The sequence below is a fragment of the Klebsiella sp. PL-2018 genome (genome assembly GCF_019048985.1).
In the GTDB taxonomy this organism is placed as follows: Bacteria; Pseudomonadota; Gammaproteobacteria; order Enterobacterales; family Enterobacteriaceae; genus Klebsiella; species Klebsiella michiganensis.
On sequence record NZ_CP077673.1, the window covers coordinates 3,038,463 to 3,053,754 of the forward strand.

Annotated in this window: 13 protein-coding genes and 1 pseudogene; 3 read left to right on the top strand and 11 right to left on the bottom strand. The window is 57.7% G+C overall.

What is annotated here, in order from left to right; genetic code table 11:
• Positions 1–150 precede the first annotated feature (150 nt).
• Genes fdnI through fdnG form a run of 3 tightly spaced genes read right to left on the bottom strand, consistent with a single transcriptional unit; the run spans position 151 to position 4,743 of the window.
• Positions 151–807 (bottom strand): formate dehydrogenase-N subunit gamma, encoded by a 657-nt coding sequence (gene fdnI, locus MKleb_RS14115; RefSeq protein ID WP_004120645.1) that lies wholly within the window; start codon positions 805–807, stop codon positions 151–153.
• A complete protein-coding gene (gene fdxH, locus MKleb_RS14120) occupies positions 800–1,684 on the bottom strand; it encodes a formate dehydrogenase subunit beta (protein WP_014838425.1) in 885 nt (294 codons plus the stop codon). The genes fdnI and fdxH overlap by 8 nt, the downstream gene beginning before the upstream one ends.
• An 11-nt stretch (positions 1,685–1,695) precedes the next feature.
• Positions 1,696–4,743, bottom strand: coding sequence for a formate dehydrogenase-N subunit alpha (gene fdnG, locus MKleb_RS14125; protein ID WP_217075945.1), 3,048 nt, complete (start codon positions 4,741–4,743; stop codon positions 1,696–1,698).
• A gap of 226 nt (positions 4,744–4,969) precedes the next feature.
• Between fdnG and yddG the strand changes: the two genes are divergently transcribed.
• Positions 4,970–5,848, top strand: coding sequence for an aromatic amino acid DMT transporter YddG (gene yddG / locus MKleb_RS14130; protein ID WP_004850709.1), 879 nt, complete (start codon positions 4,970–4,972; stop codon positions 5,846–5,848).
• On the opposite strand, the gene benD is transcribed toward yddG, so the two are convergent.
• From benD to MKleb_RS14165, 7 genes are all read right to left on the bottom strand, one after another.
• Positions 5,845–6,618, bottom strand: coding sequence for a benzoate diol dehydrogenase BenD (benD, locus tag MKleb_RS14135; protein WP_025108252.1), 774 nt, complete (start codon positions 6,616–6,618; stop codon positions 5,845–5,847). The two genes, yddG and benD, sit on opposite strands and share 4 nt — an antisense overlap.
• Positions 6,619–6,627: 9 nt before the next feature.
• Complete coding sequence (gene benC, locus MKleb_RS14140) at positions 6,628–7,644, bottom strand: benzoate 1,2-dioxygenase electron transfer component BenC (protein ID WP_025108251.1); 1,017 nt, start codon at positions 7,642–7,644, stop codon at positions 6,628–6,630.
• A gap of 9 nt (positions 7,645–7,653) precedes the next feature.
• Positions 7,654–8,139, bottom strand: coding sequence for an aromatic-ring-hydroxylating dioxygenase subunit beta (locus tag MKleb_RS14145; RefSeq protein WP_217075946.1), 486 nt, complete (start codon positions 8,137–8,139; stop codon positions 7,654–7,656).
• The gene (locus tag MKleb_RS14150) at positions 8,139–9,521 is read right to left on the bottom strand and encodes a Rieske 2Fe-2S domain-containing protein (protein WP_046878380.1); all 1,383 of its coding nucleotides are present in this window, start codon (positions 9,519–9,521) and stop codon (positions 8,139–8,141) included. The genes MKleb_RS14145 and MKleb_RS14150 overlap by 1 nt, the downstream gene beginning before the upstream one ends.
• 105 nt (positions 9,522–9,626) lie before the next feature.
• Entirely contained in the window at positions 9,627–10,553 is a 927-nt protein-coding gene (catA, locus tag MKleb_RS14155) for a catechol 1,2-dioxygenase (protein ID WP_046878381.1), read from the bottom strand.
• Between the two features lie 70 nt (positions 10,554–10,623).
• Positions 10,624–10,914: a muconolactone Delta-isomerase gene (gene catC, locus MKleb_RS14160; RefSeq protein WP_004101911.1), complete on the bottom strand. Its 291-nt coding sequence runs from the start codon at positions 10,912–10,914 to the stop codon at positions 10,624–10,626.
• A 12-nt stretch (positions 10,915–10,926) separates the two neighbouring features.
• Positions 10,927–12,093, bottom strand: coding sequence for a muconate cycloisomerase family protein (locus MKleb_RS14165; protein WP_162557314.1), 1,167 nt, complete (start codon positions 12,091–12,093; stop codon positions 10,927–10,929).
• A gap of 172 nt (positions 12,094–12,265) precedes the next feature.
• Between MKleb_RS14165 and MKleb_RS14170 the strand changes: the two are divergent.
• A pseudogene (locus tag MKleb_RS14170) lies at positions 12,266–13,103 on the top strand (IclR family transcriptional regulator domain-containing protein).
• Between the two features lie 3 nt (positions 13,104–13,106).
• Here the strand turns inward: MKleb_RS14170 and MKleb_RS14175 are convergent.
• Positions 13,107–14,597: an MFS transporter gene (locus MKleb_RS14175; RefSeq protein ID WP_109240334.1), complete on the bottom strand. Its 1,491-nt coding sequence runs from the start codon at positions 14,595–14,597 to the stop codon at positions 13,107–13,109.
• Between the two features lie 118 nt (positions 14,598–14,715).
• On the opposite strand from MKleb_RS14175, the gene MKleb_RS14180 reads away from it, so the two are divergent.
• Complete coding sequence (locus tag MKleb_RS14180) at positions 14,716–15,291, top strand: TetR family transcriptional regulator (RefSeq protein ID WP_163586390.1); 576 nt, start codon at positions 14,716–14,718, stop codon at positions 15,289–15,291.
• Position 15,292 lies beyond the last annotated feature (1 nt).

Here is a 15,292-nt window from a genome sequence, read left to right on the forward strand (position 1 = left end):
TGACAAACCTTAATAATAAGCTGATCAAGCGCGAAGATTTTATCTGTAACTTAAAAAGCGCCAGAGGCGAAGTTATTTCCGCCATTGACGCCCTTGTTACCAATACCCGATCCGCTCCGGCTTCAGCCAGAGCGGGTTGCTCAGTTACGCTTACTTCAGCCCTTCACAGCTCTCTTTCTTCGCTTCCTGACGCTCCACCTCGCGATACCAGCGCGGATGATGCTTCTTCGCCCAGCGGCGACTCACCTTCCCTTCGATCATGCCTTTAATCGATCCCTTCACCCAAAACGCCATATACATGTGGATCAGAATCGCATGAATAAGAATAATCGCCGAGGTCGCGTGAATCAGCAGGCTATAGCGAATAACCTGAATCGGGAAATAGTGGGCAAACCAGGGCCGCCAGATAATCACGCCGGTCACCAGCAGCACAAAAATCATGCTCATGATGGTCCAGAACATCATTTTCTGCCCCGCGTTATATTTCCCTACCCGCGCCACTTTATGCTCGTTGCCTTTCAGTACCTCAATAATGCCCTTTAGCCAGGGGATATCCTGCTTGTCGGGAATATTGTGATGGACAAAACGCACAAACATAAACATCAGAGCCACGAAAATCAGTACCCCGAAGAACGGATGCAGAATTCGCCCCATCTGCGGCGTACCGAAGGTTTCGGTCAGCCACTGCAGCGTCGGGAAGAAAAACGAGATCCCCGATAGCGCCACCAGGAAAAAGCAGATGACCACCGTCCAGTGACAGGCGCGGTCAATAAACTTCGTGCGCACAATCATTTTCGATTTACTCATCATGCTCCTCCTCATCGTCATCCGCTTCTTTATTCGGCCCAATCCCGATGTAGTGATAAATCAGCCCGGCAAAGGTGGCGATAAACCCGACCGCCGAGAGCGGCTTCAGCGCGCCTTTCCACAGGTTGATCGACGTATCGATCTGCGGCTCTTTCGGCAGGTTGTGGTACAGCTCCGGCTGGTCCGCATGATGCAGCACGTACATCACGTGGGTGCCGCCGACGCCCGGCGGGTTATACACCCCGGCATGGGGATAGCCGCGTTTCTTCAGCTTTTCCACGCGCTCGTTGGCCACTTCCAGCATCTCTTTCTTGCTGCCGAAGTGAATCGCGCCGGTTGGGCAGGTTTTCACGCAGGCCGGTTCCTGGCCGACGCTGACCCGGTCAACGCACAGGGTGCACTTATAGACCCGGTTATCCTCTTTATTGAGGCGCGGGACGTTAAAGGGGCACCCGGCGATGCAGTAGCCGCAGCCGATGCAGTTCTCCTGCTGAAAGTCGACGATGCCGTTAGCGTACTGAATAATCGCCCCGGCGGACGGGCACGCCTTCAGGCAGCCCGGGTCCTCGCAGTGCATGCAGCCGTCTTTGCGTATCAGCCACTCCAGCTTGCCGTTCTGTTCGGTTTCGCTAAAGCGCATTACCGTCCAGGATTTGGCGCTCAGATCGGCGGGGTTGTCGTACACCCCGACGCAGTGCCCAACCTCATCGCGGATATCGTTCCACTCGGAACAGGCCACCTGGCAGGCTTTACAGCCTACGCAGGAGGAGACATCGATCAGCTTCGCCACTTCCGCCTTAAAATCCCGCGCGCGCGGCGCGGGCGTGATCGGGTTGGTGGCGGAGCGTTTGATAATGTCCTGGGTTTCCATCGCCATGCATTCGCTCCTTACGCTTTCTCGATGTTGACCAGAAACGCCTTGTACTCCGGCGTTTGCGAGTTGGAATCCCCGACGTTTGGCGTCAGGGTATTGGCGATGTAACCTTTGCGGGCTACCCCTTCAAAACCCCAGTGCAGCGGGATCCCGACGGTTTCAACCTGCTGGCCGTTAACGTTGAGCGTTTGCAGACGACGCGTCACCACCGCTACCGCGCGAATAAAGCCGCGCTTGCTGCTGACCGTCACCCGATCGCCGTTGGCAATCCCCTTCGCTTTCGCCAGACCTTCGCTGATTTCGACAAACTGTTCCGGCTGCGCAATCGCATTGAGCCGCGCATGCTTGGTCCAGGTATGAAAATGCTCGGTCAGGCGATAGGTGGTGCCGACGTACGGGAATTTATCCTTCTTACCTAAACGAAGGGCATCCTCTTCATACAGGCGCACCACCGGGCTGGAGACCACGTTCGGGTGCAGCGGGTTGGTGCCAAGCGGCGTTTCCATCGGCTCGTAGTGTTCCGGGAACGGACCTTCCGCCAGCTTATTCAGGGCAAACAGGCGCCCCAGTCCTTCCGGCTGCATAATAAACGGCCCGGTTTTGCTGCCCGGCGGCGCGGTATTGAAGTCCGGAATATCGTTGCCAACCCACTTGCTGCCGTTCCACTGGATCAGCATCCGCTTCGCATCCCACGGCTTGCCGTTAATATCCGACGACGCGCGGTTGTACAGCACACGCCGGTTGAGCGGCCACGCCCATGCCCAGCCGAGCGTGTTGCCAAGGCCTGACGGATCGGCGTTATCGCGGTTGGCCATCTGGTTGCCCTGCTCGGTCCAGCTGCCGGTATAGATCCAGCAGGACGACGCGGTGGTACCGTCATCGCGCAGCAGCGCGAAGCTGTTCAACAGCTGGCCCTTCTTCGCCAGCGGCGCGCCGTTAGCGTCGAAGAGATCCGCCAGCGCGTAGCCGTTGTTCTCTTTCGCGACCTCTTCTGATTCCGGACGATCCGGCTGCTTGTAGTGCCATCCCATCTTCAGCAGCGGCTCGACGCCTTTGCCGCCCTCGGTGCGATACAGCTCGCGCAGACGGTGGTAAATGCCGGCCAGAATTTCGCCGTCGTTGCGCGCTTCGCCCGGCGCGTCCTGGCCTTTCCAGTGCCACTGCAGCCAGCGCCCGGAGTTGGCGATTGAACCATCCTCTTCGGCGAAGCAGGTGGACGGCAGGCGGAACACTTCGGTCTGAATCGCCGCCGGGTCAACATCGTTCGACTCGCCGTGGTTTTGCCAGAAGGTCGACGTTTCGGTCACCAGCGGGTCGATAACCACCATGTACTTCAGCTTGCTCAGGCTGCGGACCACCTTGTTTTTGTCCGGGAACGAAGCCACCGGATTGAAGCCCTGGCAGATATAGCCCGTGACGTTACCGTTATCCATCATATTGAAATATTTGATAACGTCGTAAGCCTGGTCCCATTTCGGCAGCCAGTGGAAGCCCCAGTCGTTCTCTTTTTGCGCCGCGTCGCCGTAGAACGATTTCATCAGGCTGACGAAGAACTTCGGATAGTTGCTCCAGTAGTTCACCTGTTCGGCCAGCGTCGCCTTCGGCGTATTGGCGGCGAGATAGCTTTGCAGATCCGTCTGCTGTTCCGACGGCAGCGTCAGGTAGCCCGGCAGGCTGGTCGAGAGCAGGCCTAAATCGGTTAGCCCCTGAATATTGGAGTGCCCGCGCAGCGCGTTGACGCCGCCGCCCGCCATCCCCATATTGCCGAGCAGCAGCTGAATCATCGCCATGGTACGGATGTTCTGCGCCCCGACGGTATGCTGCGTCCAGCCCAGCGCGTAAAGGAAGGTGGTGGTTCGGTCCGCCGCGCTGGTTGACGCCAGCACTTCGCACACTTTGAGGAAGTCCGCCTTTGGCGTACCGCAGATATTCTCCACCACCTCCGGCGTATAGCGCGAAACGTGCTGCTTCAGCAGGTTCCAGACGCAGCGCGGATGCTGCAGCGTCTCGTCGCGCATGGCGTAGCCGTTTTCGTCGAACTGATAGTTCCACGACGATTTATCGTACTGACGCTTTTCGGCATCGTAGCCGCTGAACAGGCCATCTTCGAAGGCAAAATCGTCGCGCACCAGCAGGTTGGCGTTGGTGTAGTGTTTAACGTACTCGGCATTGATTTTGTTATTTTCGATCAGGTACAGCAGCACGCCGGACAGGAAGGTAATGTCCGTGCCGGAGCGAATAGGCGCATAGATATCGGCCACCGACGCCGTGCGCGTAAAGCGCGGGTCGACGACAATCAGCGTCGCATCGTTGTTGTTTTTCGCCTCCATCGCCCAGCGGAATCCCACCGGATGGGCTTCGGCGGCGTTACCGCCCATCACCACCACGACGTTAGCGTTTTTGATATCAACCCAGTGGTTGGTCATCGCACCGCGACCAAATGTTGGAGCAAGACTTGCTACCGTTGGTCCGTGTCAGACGCGCGCCTGGTTGTCTACCGCCAGCATGCCGAGGGAGCGCACAAATTTTTGCGTCAGCATGCCGGTTTCATTATTGGCCGCAGAGGCACATAACATCCCGGTGGACAGCCAGCGGTTAACCGTCACGCCCTGTTCGTTCTTTTCAATAAAATTGGCGTCGCGGTCGGCTTTCATCAGTTTGGCGATGCGGGTAAACGCGTCATCCCAGGAGATGCGCTGCCATGTATCGGAACCCGGCGCGCGGTACTGCGGATAGCGCAGGCGGTTGTCGCTATGAACATAGTCAAGCAGCCCCGCGCCTTTCGGGCACAGCGCGCCGCGGCTCACCGGATGATCCGGGTCACCTTCAATGTGGTAAATCGCTTCTTTCGCGTTTTTCGCGCCGTCGCCCAGGCTATACATTAATAGCCCGCAGCCCACGGAGCAGTATGTGCAGGTGTTGCGGATCTCTTTGGCGCGCAGCAATTTGTAATTACGCGCCTGAGCCAGGGCCATTTTGGGCGCAAAACCCAATGCAGCGGCTGTTGTTCCGGCCATACCGCCTGCGCAGATTTTAAAAAACTTTCTGCGGCTGACGTCCATTGTTCCCCTCCATGCGGGATGTTTATTCATTGCGGGAGTGGAAATTAACAGCAATAACCCTGTTTTATTTGCGTCAAATCAATGTCCTGAACCCATGACCCCTTAATAGTCAGCCGCGTTGAATTTCGTTACTCCATTAGGATTAAGCACGGTGGAAAATATCCCCCGGAAGCGAAAAAAAAGTGTTATAAAACCCGACTGCGTTTGAACCAACATCAGGTTAAATATGGAGAAGAAGAGAGCCACGCTCATTGGATTGGCCGCTATCGTCTTGTGGAGCACCATGGTCGGGCTGATTCGTGGCGTAAGCGAAGGGCTTGGTCCGGTGGGCGGCGCGGCGATGATCTACAGCCTGAGCGGCCTTTTGCTGATCTTTACCGTCGGCTTCCCGCAAATACGCCAGATCCCTCGCCCCTATTTACTGGCAGGGAGCCTGCTGTTCGTCAGCTATGAAATTTGCCTGGCGCTGTCGGTCGGATTAGCCGGTAGCCGCCAGCAGGCTATTGAAGTGGGCATGGTTAATTATCTGTGGCCCAGCCTGACGATTTTATTCGCCATTCTGTTTAACGGCCAAAAAAGCAGCTGGTTGGTTATTCCGGGATTATTTCTCGCTTTATTCGGCGTCACCTGGGTATTAGGCGGTGAGCATGGTCTGAATGTAGATGAAATTACCCGCAACGTGGTTTCCAGCCCGCTGAGCTATATTCTGGCGTTCATCGGCGCGTTTATCTGGGCGGCCTACTGCACGGTCACCGCTAAATACGCGAAGGGCAAAAACGGGATTACCCTTTTTGTTCTGCTTACCGCCCTGACCCTGTGGCTAAAGTTCCTGTTCAGCGAACAGCCGCCCATGGTCTTTAGCTGGCCGGTGATAGCCAAACTGATCGCGCTGTCCGTTGCTCTGGGATTAGGCTACGCGGCGTGGAACGTCGGGATCCTGCACGGCAACGTCAGCCTGCTGGCCGCCGCCTCCTACTTTACGCCGGTGCTCTCCTCGGCGCTGGCGGCGGCACTGCTCAGCGCCGCGCTGTCGTGGTCGTTCTGGCAGGGCGCCGGAATGGTGTGCGCCGGCTCCCTGCTTTGCTGGCAGGCGACCCGGCGCTAACCGAGATCGCCGCCGGCGACCGGCAGCGTCACGCCGGTGATATAGCTGGCCTCATCGCTGGCGAGAAACAGGATGGCATTGGCCTGCTCCGCCAGCGTACCGTAGCGATGCATCAGGCTGCTGGCCACCGTCTGATCGACCACCTGCTGATACCACGCCTGCTCCTGCGCCGACGGCAGCTCCTCATTCCGCGGCGTCCGGCGCGCTGGCGCCTCGGTGCCCCCCGGCGCCACGGCGTTAATGCGGATCCCGTTTGCGCTATATTCAAGGGCTAGCGAACGGGTCAGCGCATTAACGCCGCCTTTCGCTGCGGAATAAGGCACCCGATTCACGCCCGCCGTCGCCACCGACGAAATATTAACGATACTGCCTTTGCCCTGCTTCAGCATCCACGGTAGCGCAGCCCGACAGCCCCACAGGGTCGGAAACAGCGAGCGACGAATCTCCTTCTCTATTTGCTCCGGCTGATATTCCGCGAACGGCCGCGCCCAGATGGTGCCGCCGACGTTGTTAATCAATACATCCAGGTGGCCAAAATGGGCCACGCCGTCGGCAAAAGCCCGCTCGGTGCTTTCCCATTGTTCAAGATCGGCTTCCAGCGCCAGCGCCTGGCTACCGGCGTCGTTCAGCGCCGCCGCCAGTTCATGAACATAGCGAGAGCGGTCAATCAACAGCAGTCGCGCGCCCTCACGCGCCGCTTGCTCTGCGGTCTGTCGGCCAATCCCCTGCGCGGCGCCGGTAATAGCCACGACTTTATGGTTAAATCGCATCGTTGCTCCTTATGCCGCCGCGCTCTGGCTGGCGATAAATTTTTCATACCAGAACCCCGACGGCGAAATTCCTCTCTCGCGCAGCGCCGTGGCTACCGCATTGACCATCGGCGGGGGCCCGCACAGATAGATATCCACATCCCCGTCGTTGAGTATTGCGTCATTAAGATGTTCGGTAACAAAACCGCGCTGCGGGCATTGGCTTTGCGCATCAGCAACCACCGGCAGCCAGCGATACGCGGGAAGCTGACCGGTAAATGCCTCAAGCTCGTCAGTTTTCACCAGATCGCAGTCGCGGGTCACGCCATAGAGCAAGGTGATGGGTCGGGTGCTGCGCTGGCTGGCCAGCGTTTGCAGCATTGATAGCAGCGGCGCTAAGCCGGTGCCCCCCGCCAGCAGTAGCAGCGGACGCTCGCCGCCGCGCAGGTAAAAGCTGCCCATCGGGCCGCTTAGCGTCAGACGATCGCCGGGAATGGCCCGCTGCGTCAGCCACTGGCTCATCAATCCGCCGGGCACGTTACGGATCAGGAAGCGCCCCTCACGCCCACCCGGCAGGGAGCTAAACGAATAGGCGCGAACCTGCGGCGTTCCGGGAACCTGAATATTGATGTACTGACCCGCCAGGAAGTCCAGCGGTTCATCCAGCACGATCGCCAGCTCAATGGCGGTGTCAGACAGGAGATTGACCGCTTTCACCGTCGCGCCCACGCTCGCCAGCGCGGTCTTGCAGCGGGCTGCCGCCGCCGGTACATCAATGACGCAATCGCTGGTTGGCACCATCTGGCAGGTCAGCACCTGGCGCTCTGCGGCTTCCTCTTCGCTGAGCGCCTCTTCAAGAAACTCATTGCCCAGGCCATATTCGCCGCTGACGCAGCGGCACTTGCAGGTGCCGCAAACGCCGTCCGAACAATCCATCGGCAGATTGACCTGCTGACGATAGGCGGCATCGAGAACTTTCTCCCCGGCGTTACACTGAATAAAGCGGGTGATGCCGTCTTCAAAATTGAGAGCAATATTAAAGGTCATAAGTGCCTCTTAAATATGGTAAACGTCAATCACATGACGGATGTAATCGTTATTCAGGCGCACGGTTTTACGGATGATTTGCGGTTTGCCGGAGTCCTCACTCAGCGTGCAGCAGGTCGAACCAAACCAGGTATCCGTCTGCTGATACCGGTGACAGTAGGTGACCCAGCTGTAGCGTACTTCCATGCCCTGTTCGGTTTCGCCAAGCAGTTCAACGTTGCCGATCATATGGGTGGTGCGCGGTTCCGGGGTGCTGGCCCCTGAGCGCTCGGTTTTGATGCGGTAAACCCGGTCTTCGAGGCCGTCGCGGCTCGGGTAATAGATCAGCGAAATTTCACGCTGAGGATCGCGGGTGAGCTTGTCGTCATCCCCCCAGGCGGGCATCCAGTACACCACCTGTGGACTGTAGCAGTTCAGCCACTCATCCCACAGGCGGTCGTCAAGCAGGCGGGCTTCGTAATAGAGAAACTGGCGAACCTGTTCGAGAGTGAGCATCAGACCACCTCCACGCGTTGTGTGATCGACTGCTCGTAACGCCGCTGCTCTGCTTCCAGCGCCGCCAGCATCACGTTTTGCCAGTGATGATGGTGGGCGATATACAAAGCTTCGTCTTCCGATTTCACGCCGCTCAGCAGCGGCCGCAAGCCGGCCTGCCGGGCGTGTTCGTCCGGACCATCGACCCAATGTAGCGCCCCGCGGCTGAGGTCGCTCCATGCGAGATTTTCCCCGAGATAGCCGCGCTGGCAGGCGCTGAACTCTTCCAGATCGTCAGGCGTTCCCATGCCGCTGACGTTAAAAAAGTCCTCATACTGGCGAATACGCAGCGCCCGCGCCTGGTCAGATTCGCCCTTCGGCGCAAAGCACCAGATGGTGACTTCGGTTTTATCCACCGCGATGGGGCGTATCACGCGGATCTGCGTCGAAAACTGATCCATCAGGTAGACGTTTGGATAGAGGCACAGGTTGCGCGTTTCGTTGACCATCTGCCCGGCGCGAGACTCGCCGAATTCCGCCTGCAGCCGTTCACGATGTTCGTAGACCGGCCGCACTTCCGGGTTCAGCACCCGGGTCCACAGCAGCATATGCCCATTATCAAAGCCGTAACCGCCGCCGACGCTTTTCGACCAGCCGTTTGCGTCTACCGCGTGCGTCCCTTCCGCTTCGTAGTTGCGGCGCGACATGGTGGAAGCGTAGTTCCAGTGGACCACGCTAACGTGATAGCCGTCAGCACCGTTTTCCGCCCCCAGCTTCCAGTTGCCTTCGTATACATAGCTCGACGATCCGTTAAGCACCTCCAGCCCTTCCGGCGCCTGGTCCACGATCAGGTCGATAATTTTGCAGGTTTCGCCCAGGTACGCCTCCAGCGGCTGCACATCGGCATTCAGGCTGCCGAACAGGAAGCCGCGATAGGATTGAAACCTCGGCAGCTTCTTTAAGTCGTGGGAGCCTTCATGCTTGAAAGTCTCCGGGTAACCGCCGGTACTTTCATCTTTGGCTTTTAAAAGCTTGCCGTTATTACTGAACGTCCAGCCGTGAAACGGACAGGTAAATGAACTTTTATTACCGGTTTTGCGACGACATAGCATCGCCCCGCGATGGGCGCAGCTGTTAATTAGCGCATGTAGTTCGTTCTTTTTATCGCGCGTTATTATTACCGGCTGGCGCCCAAGGGTCAGGGTGTAATAATCTCCAGGCTGCGCAATCTGGCTTTCATGAGCAAGGAACAGCCAATTCCCTTCAAAAATATGCTTCATTTCAAAATCAAATAGCTGCGGATCGGTAAATATTGAGCGATGGCAGCGATAAATATGTTTTTCACGATCAACAATTAATGCATTGTTGATTTTATCTTTTAATGTGGTGAACATTTTTTGCATGAGTCGGCCCTCCTGCATAATTCAGGAATAGAAAAACGGTGAAGTCGCAATTTCGCTTTATTCTCCGACCACGGCCTGGCCGGAGAAGAGAATTAACGCCGCGCGTTACTCCTGCGCACGCAGGCGCGTACCGCGGTGTTCTTCATCGGCGTTAAGCGCTTTACACAGAGTAAAATCAAAGCGCACTTCGGTATGTTCACCTTCCAGCTCACGCCGCTGAATAAGCTCGCGGTCGCTGACTTTTACCGGATCGGCAATCAGGCCGTCGCGGGTAGCGAACGCGAAATCATCCCACAGGTATTTGTCGCCGTTGAGATTGATTTGGCTGGTCAAATGTTTATGACCCGGCGCGGAAACGAAGAAGTGGATATGCGCCGGACGATTACCGTGACGCCCCAGCTGGTCAAGGAGTTTTTGCGTTGGCCCATCCGGCGGGCAGCCGTAGCCGGATGGCAGAATGCTGCGCACGCTATAGCAGCCATCGGCGCCGGTACGAATGCGGCGACGCAGATTATATTCACTCTGGCTTTGATCGAAGAAAGAGTAGTTCCCGAGGGTATTGGCATGCCAGATATCAACGATAGCGTTAGCTACCGGGTGGCCCTGGGTGTCGCGAACCTGGCCATAAAGCCACATCACCTCCCCCGCATCTTTACCATCATCCATGCGGGTATGTCCGTCTGCCAGCGGCGCATTCGCCACGTACAGCGGGCCTTCAATGGTACGAGGGGTGCCGGTTTCCCGCTGCGCTGCGGCATCAATCGCGTCCTGGCGCAGGTCGAGGAAGTGTTCAAGGCCGAGGCCCGCCGCCAGCAGTGCCGCTTCCTGGCGGCCGCCTAATTCATGCAGATAATTCACCGCATGCCAGAACTCTTCTTCAGTGACGTTATAGTCATCAATCAGCGTGCAGAGGTTTTCCAGCAGACGATGAACAATCATTTTAAAACGCTCGTCACCACCGGTTGCATTTAAACCCGCACTTTCACGCAATAAATGTTGCACAGCATCTTGTTGTACGAATGCATTACTCATAATATTTCTCACTTATCGTTGTAGGATATTCGCCGAATAGTTTCGGCGCGAGGTTAGTTATTATTTTTTATTAACGGTCGTCTTCGCGAATCGAGGAGGGATGACGACAGAGCGCCTCCACGCGAATTTGCATAAAGGGATATAATGGTAGAGCCATTAAAATTTGATGCAGCTCTTCAGCATCTTTCACATCGAAAATACTGACATTGGCGTAAAGGCCGGCGACGCGCCAGATATGTCGCCATTTACCTTCGCGCTGAAGTTGTTGTGAATACTTTTTTTCTCGCTGCTTAATTTCCTCAATTTCGTCGGCAGGAAATCCCAGCGGAATATTCACGGTCATATCGACTTTAAATAGCATAAAAATCCTCCATTATCCTTTGCGGCTATAGAAGCGCAGTTTGTCTTCATCCAGTTCAGCGCCAAGACCCGGCGCTTGCGGTAGCGTCACCTCGCCTTCGGCGAACGTTAGCGGCACGCTGACAATATCGTCCTTCAGCAATAGCGGGCCAAACATCTCGCTGCCCCACTGTAGGGGTAGCGTCGACCAGGCGTGCAGCGAGGCCAGTGTGCCAACGGTCCCCTCAAGCATCGTGCCGCCGTAAAGCCCAATTCCCGCCGCTTGCGCCACCTTCGCCAGCGCCAGCACGCTGTTTGGCCCGCCCGCTTTGGCAATCTTCAGCGCATAGGCCCCGCTGAATCCCTGCTGCGCCAGGCGATAGCCTTCGTAATGGGTCGCTACCGCTTCATCGGCCAGAATAGCCGCGTCGATGTGATGGCTGAGGCGCACCAGCGCAGCGTTGTCCTGAGCGCTGACCGGCTGTTCAATCAGATCGACACCCATCGCCGCCAGCTCGCGGCAGCCCTTTGCCGCGACGGTGGCTTCCCACGCCTGATTCACGTCGACGCGGATGCTGGCCCGATCGCCCAGGGCTTCAACAATCGCGCGGGTGTGGCGCAGATCCGTCGCCAGTTCGCGCGCGCCGATTTTTAGCTTAAACGCGCGATGGCGACGCTCCGCCAGCAGCCTTTCCCCCTCGGCAATATCTTTCTCGGTATCGCCGCTCGCCAGCGTCCAGAGAACCGGCAGCGAGGTCGTCAGCGCGCCGCCAAGCAGCGCGGAAACCGGCAGGCCAAGCGCCTTACCCTGCGCATCCAGCAGCGCGGTTTCGATCGCTGATTTGGCAAAGGTATTGCCTTTAACCGCGCCGTTTATCCGCGCGGTCAGGACATTCAGATTATCGGCCGCCTGGCCCTTGAGCAGCGGCGTCAGGTAATGATTAATCGCCGACACGATAGCTTCCGGGCTCTCCACGCCGTAGCTCAATCCACCGATGGTAGTGGCTTCGCCAATACCGCAAATCCCGTCCGAACGGGTTATGCGGACGATCGCCAGCGTCTGACAGCCCATCGTGGTCATGGAGAGTTTGTGCGGTCGAATGGTCGGGATATCTACCAACCAGCTTTCAATACGTTCAATGGTCGCGGTCATCTTTTTTTCCTGGTGATGAAATACATAACTTTTCATACCCCTGTTCATAACGCGGGGTAACGATTCTGTTGACAATAGGTCTGCCCAATCGTGACGGTCAACGGCGATAATCGAAATGTTGTGCGATTATCGACGCGGTTGTTAAATTGGGGTTAATAATGTGATCGACGTGGTAAAACCAGAACAAGGAATCGCCGCGTTTTTCACCCGCGATATAGTGATGCCCCATGAACTTTTATCTTCAATAAAAGAGGGGTTGTATGAGCGAAAAAAAACCAGGTACTCTCAGCGCCCGCCAGTCTGAACACGACCCTAACTTTATGCTGTCCCTGGCGCGCGGGCTGGAAGTCCTTAACGCGTTTACCCCGCAGCGGCAGCGCCTGACCATCTCCCAGCTTAGCCAGAAAACGCAGATCTCCCGCGCGGCTGTGCGCCGCTGCCTCTATACCCTCGCCGCGCTGGGTATGGTGCATAGCCCGGATGGCCGCAGCTATGAGCTGCTCCCCCGCGTGCTGGCGGTGGGCCACGCCTACCTGGCCGGAACGCCGCTGGCGAAAGTCGCGCAGAGCGCCCTGGATAATCTGGGCAAAAACCTCGGAGAATCCTGCTCCGCCGCCACGCTGGACGGCGATAACGTCCTGTATATTGCCAGAGCGGCGGTGAATAACCTGCTCAGCGTGGATATCGGCCGCGGCAGCCGTCTGCCTGCGTGGGCCACGTCGATGGGACGCGTGCTGCTTAGCGCGTTGCCGGAAGAACAGCTTGAAGTGACACTGTCACGAGCCAATCTGATCCGCTATACCCCGTATACGCTATGCGATATGCCGGGTTTACGGCAGGAAATCACCAGAGTGCGCATGCAGGGCTACGCGCTCGCTGACCGGCAAATTGAGGTGGGATTATGTTCGCTGGCGGTACCGCTGCTCTCCCGCAGCGGCCAGGTGGTGGCGGCGCTTAACGTTGGCGTTCCGGCAGGCTATACCAACGCCGCCGCGCTGAAAGAGAAAGCCCTCGCCCCGCTACGGCGGGCGGCGATGGCGCTTTCTCTTCAGCTGTAAGGGTTAATTCAGCTCAGGCGCTTTTGCCAGACTACGCCAGATGCCGGCCGCCAGCAGCAGAAGCAGGACGCCAGCCGTCGCCAGCACGATGCTGTGCGAATGAATAAACGCCGCCTTCGCCGCTTCAAGCAGGCTTTGCGCCGGTATGGCGGGCAGCGACTGCGTCAGCTTAATCGCCTCGCTGATGGAGGACGACGCCTGCTCCGCCGCCGCGCCCTCAATTCCACCCGGCAGAACAATTGACGAGGTGTAGCTGCGGGTCAGGATCAGGCCAAACAGGGCAATCCCCAGTCCCGCGCCCAGCTCATAGGCCATGGTTTCGATGGCCCCTGCCGCCGCCGCTTTTTCCTTCGGCGCGGCGGCCATGATCGCCGAGCTGGAGGCCAACAGCGCGCTGGCGACGCTGAAGCCCAGCAGCGTCATCAGTCCCCAGGCCTGCCACTGCTGGGTACTGAAATCGGTCATCGACAGGCCGAGGAAGCTCAGGGCGCTGAGCAGCATTCCGCCGGTGGCGACCTCGCGCAGCCCCAGCCGCGATACCAGCATGCCGGCAATGGGCCCGCTGAAACCGCTCGCCACCATCACCGGCAGCATAAACAGCCCGGCTTCAAAAGGCGTTTTGCTGTGCACAAACTGCAGCTCCTGGGCCATCAGCAGTTCAAAACCCACCAGCGTAATCAGCGCGGTCATCGCCATCATCACGCCGCTTAAAATAATGCGATGGGTAAACAGGCGCATATCGACCATGGGACGCGATGCCGAGAGCTGTTTGCGCACGAACCAGAACAGCATCGCGGCGCCAGATAGTGCCACCAGCCCGGTTAACCACAGCGCCATTTGCCCTTTGAGCGCCGTTTTAGCACTAAAGACCAGCATCAAAATGGCGGCGATCAGGATTAGCGCCTGGAAAAGATTCAGCGGCTGCTCGCGCCGCGCGGGCTGACGCGGCACCACTTTGGCATTAATCGCTATCACCAGCAGGACGATCGGCACGTTGATCAGGAAAACCGATCCCCAGTAAAAATGCTCCAGCAGCATGCCGCCAACCAGCGGACCGAACGCCGCGCCGCCGGAACCGACAGCTGCCCACAGACCAAGCGCCATATTACGCTGGTGCGCCTGCGAAAAGGTGCTGCGGATCCCGGCCAGGGTCGCAGGCACGATCATTGCCGCCCCCACCGCCAGCAGCGCGCGGGATGCAATCAGCGTCTCTGCCGTGGGCGAAAACGCCGCCGCCAGCGACGCGGTGCCAAAAATACCGCTGCCGAGCAGCAGCAGCCGTTTAAAGCCGATTTTATCGCCCAATGCGCCCATAGGCAGCACCATACCGGCCATTACCAGTGAATAAATATCAATAATCCACAGCAGCTCGTTACCGCTGGTCCCCAGCGCTACGCTGAGCGTTGGCGCAGCCACGTGGAGAACAGTGGCGTCAATCGCCACCGGAATATAAACCAACAAAATCGCCATCAGCGTCAACCATTGCCGAGACATACTACTTTCCCTCAACGTTAAAACTGGACAAGCGTCCAGGAAACGGATCCTGCCGGATTGTTGAACGAGTGTCCAACTTTTTGTTACTATCGCCAAAAAAACCGGGGTCACTAACGTTATGGGCTACTTAAATCGCGATGCGCGTCGGGAAGTTATTGTGCTGGCAGCCATGCGCGTAGCGCTTCGTGGCGGGTTTAGCGCTATGACCGTCCGCCAGATTGCCGCCGAAGCCGGCGTCTCCGCCGGTCAGCTGCACCACCATTTCACCTCCGCGGGCGAGCTAAAAGCCCATGCCTTCATACGGTTGATCCGCGAAATGATGGATATGCCGCTGGTCGCCGACGACGCCACATGGCGTGAACGCCTGTTTTCTATGGTGGGCAGCGACGACGGCAGGCTTGAGCCATACATTCGCCTGTGGCGCGAAGCGCAGCTGCTGGCCGATAGCGACAGCGATATCAAGGGGGCCTATCTGCTCACCATGAACATGTGGCATGAAGAGACCCAGAAGATCATCCGCCAGGGAACCGCTGCCGGTGAGTTTAAGCCAAGGGACGATATGGAAAGCATTGCCTGGCGGCTCATTGCTCTCGTCTGCGGCCTCGACGGTATTTATGCGCTGGGAATGCAGGAAATAGATGATGCCGCCTTCAATCGGCATATCAATTATTCTATCTCGATGGAACTTTTTTAAT

Excerpts from the sequence above, each read along its gene's own strand:
- catA (WP_046878381.1), bottom strand. The coding sequence starts at position 10,553 with ATGAGTAATGCATTCGTACAACAAGATGCTGTGCAACATTTATTGCGT.
- MKleb_RS14145 (WP_217075946.1), bottom strand. The coding sequence starts at position 8,139 with ATGCTCACTCTCGAACAGGTTCGCCAGTTTCTCTATTACGAAGCCCGC.
- benD (WP_025108252.1), bottom strand. The coding sequence starts at position 6,618 with ATGCGATTTAACCATAAAGTCGTGGCTATTACCGGCGCCGCGCAGGGG.
- MKleb_RS14150 (WP_046878380.1), bottom strand. The coding sequence starts at position 9,521 with ATGCAAAAAATGTTCACCACATTAAAAGATAAAATCAACAATGCATTA.
- MKleb_RS14175 (WP_109240334.1), bottom strand. The coding sequence starts at position 14,597 with ATGTCTCGGCAATGGTTGACGCTGATGGCGATTTTGTTGGTTTATATT.
- fdxH (WP_014838425.1), bottom strand. The coding sequence starts at position 1,684 with ATGGCGATGGAAACCCAGGACATTATCAAACGCTCCGCCACCAACCCG.
- yddG (WP_004850709.1), top strand. The coding sequence starts at position 4,970 with ATGGAGAAGAAGAGAGCCACGCTCATTGGATTGGCCGCTATCGTCTTG.
- catC (WP_004101911.1), bottom strand. The coding sequence starts at position 10,914 with ATGCTATTTAAAGTCGATATGACCGTGAATATTCCGCTGGGATTTCCT.
- MKleb_RS14165 (WP_162557314.1), bottom strand. The coding sequence starts at position 12,093 with ATGAACAGGGGTATGAAAAGTTATGTATTTCATCACCAGGAAAAAAAG.
- benC (WP_025108251.1), bottom strand. The coding sequence starts at position 7,644 with ATGACCTTTAATATTGCTCTCAATTTTGAAGACGGCATCACCCGCTTT.
- fdnI (WP_004120645.1), bottom strand. The coding sequence starts at position 807 with ATGAGTAAATCGAAAATGATTGTGCGCACGAAGTTTATTGACCGCGCC.
- MKleb_RS14180 (WP_163586390.1), top strand. The coding sequence starts at position 14,716 with ATGGGCTACTTAAATCGCGATGCGCGTCGGGAAGTTATTGTGCTGGCA.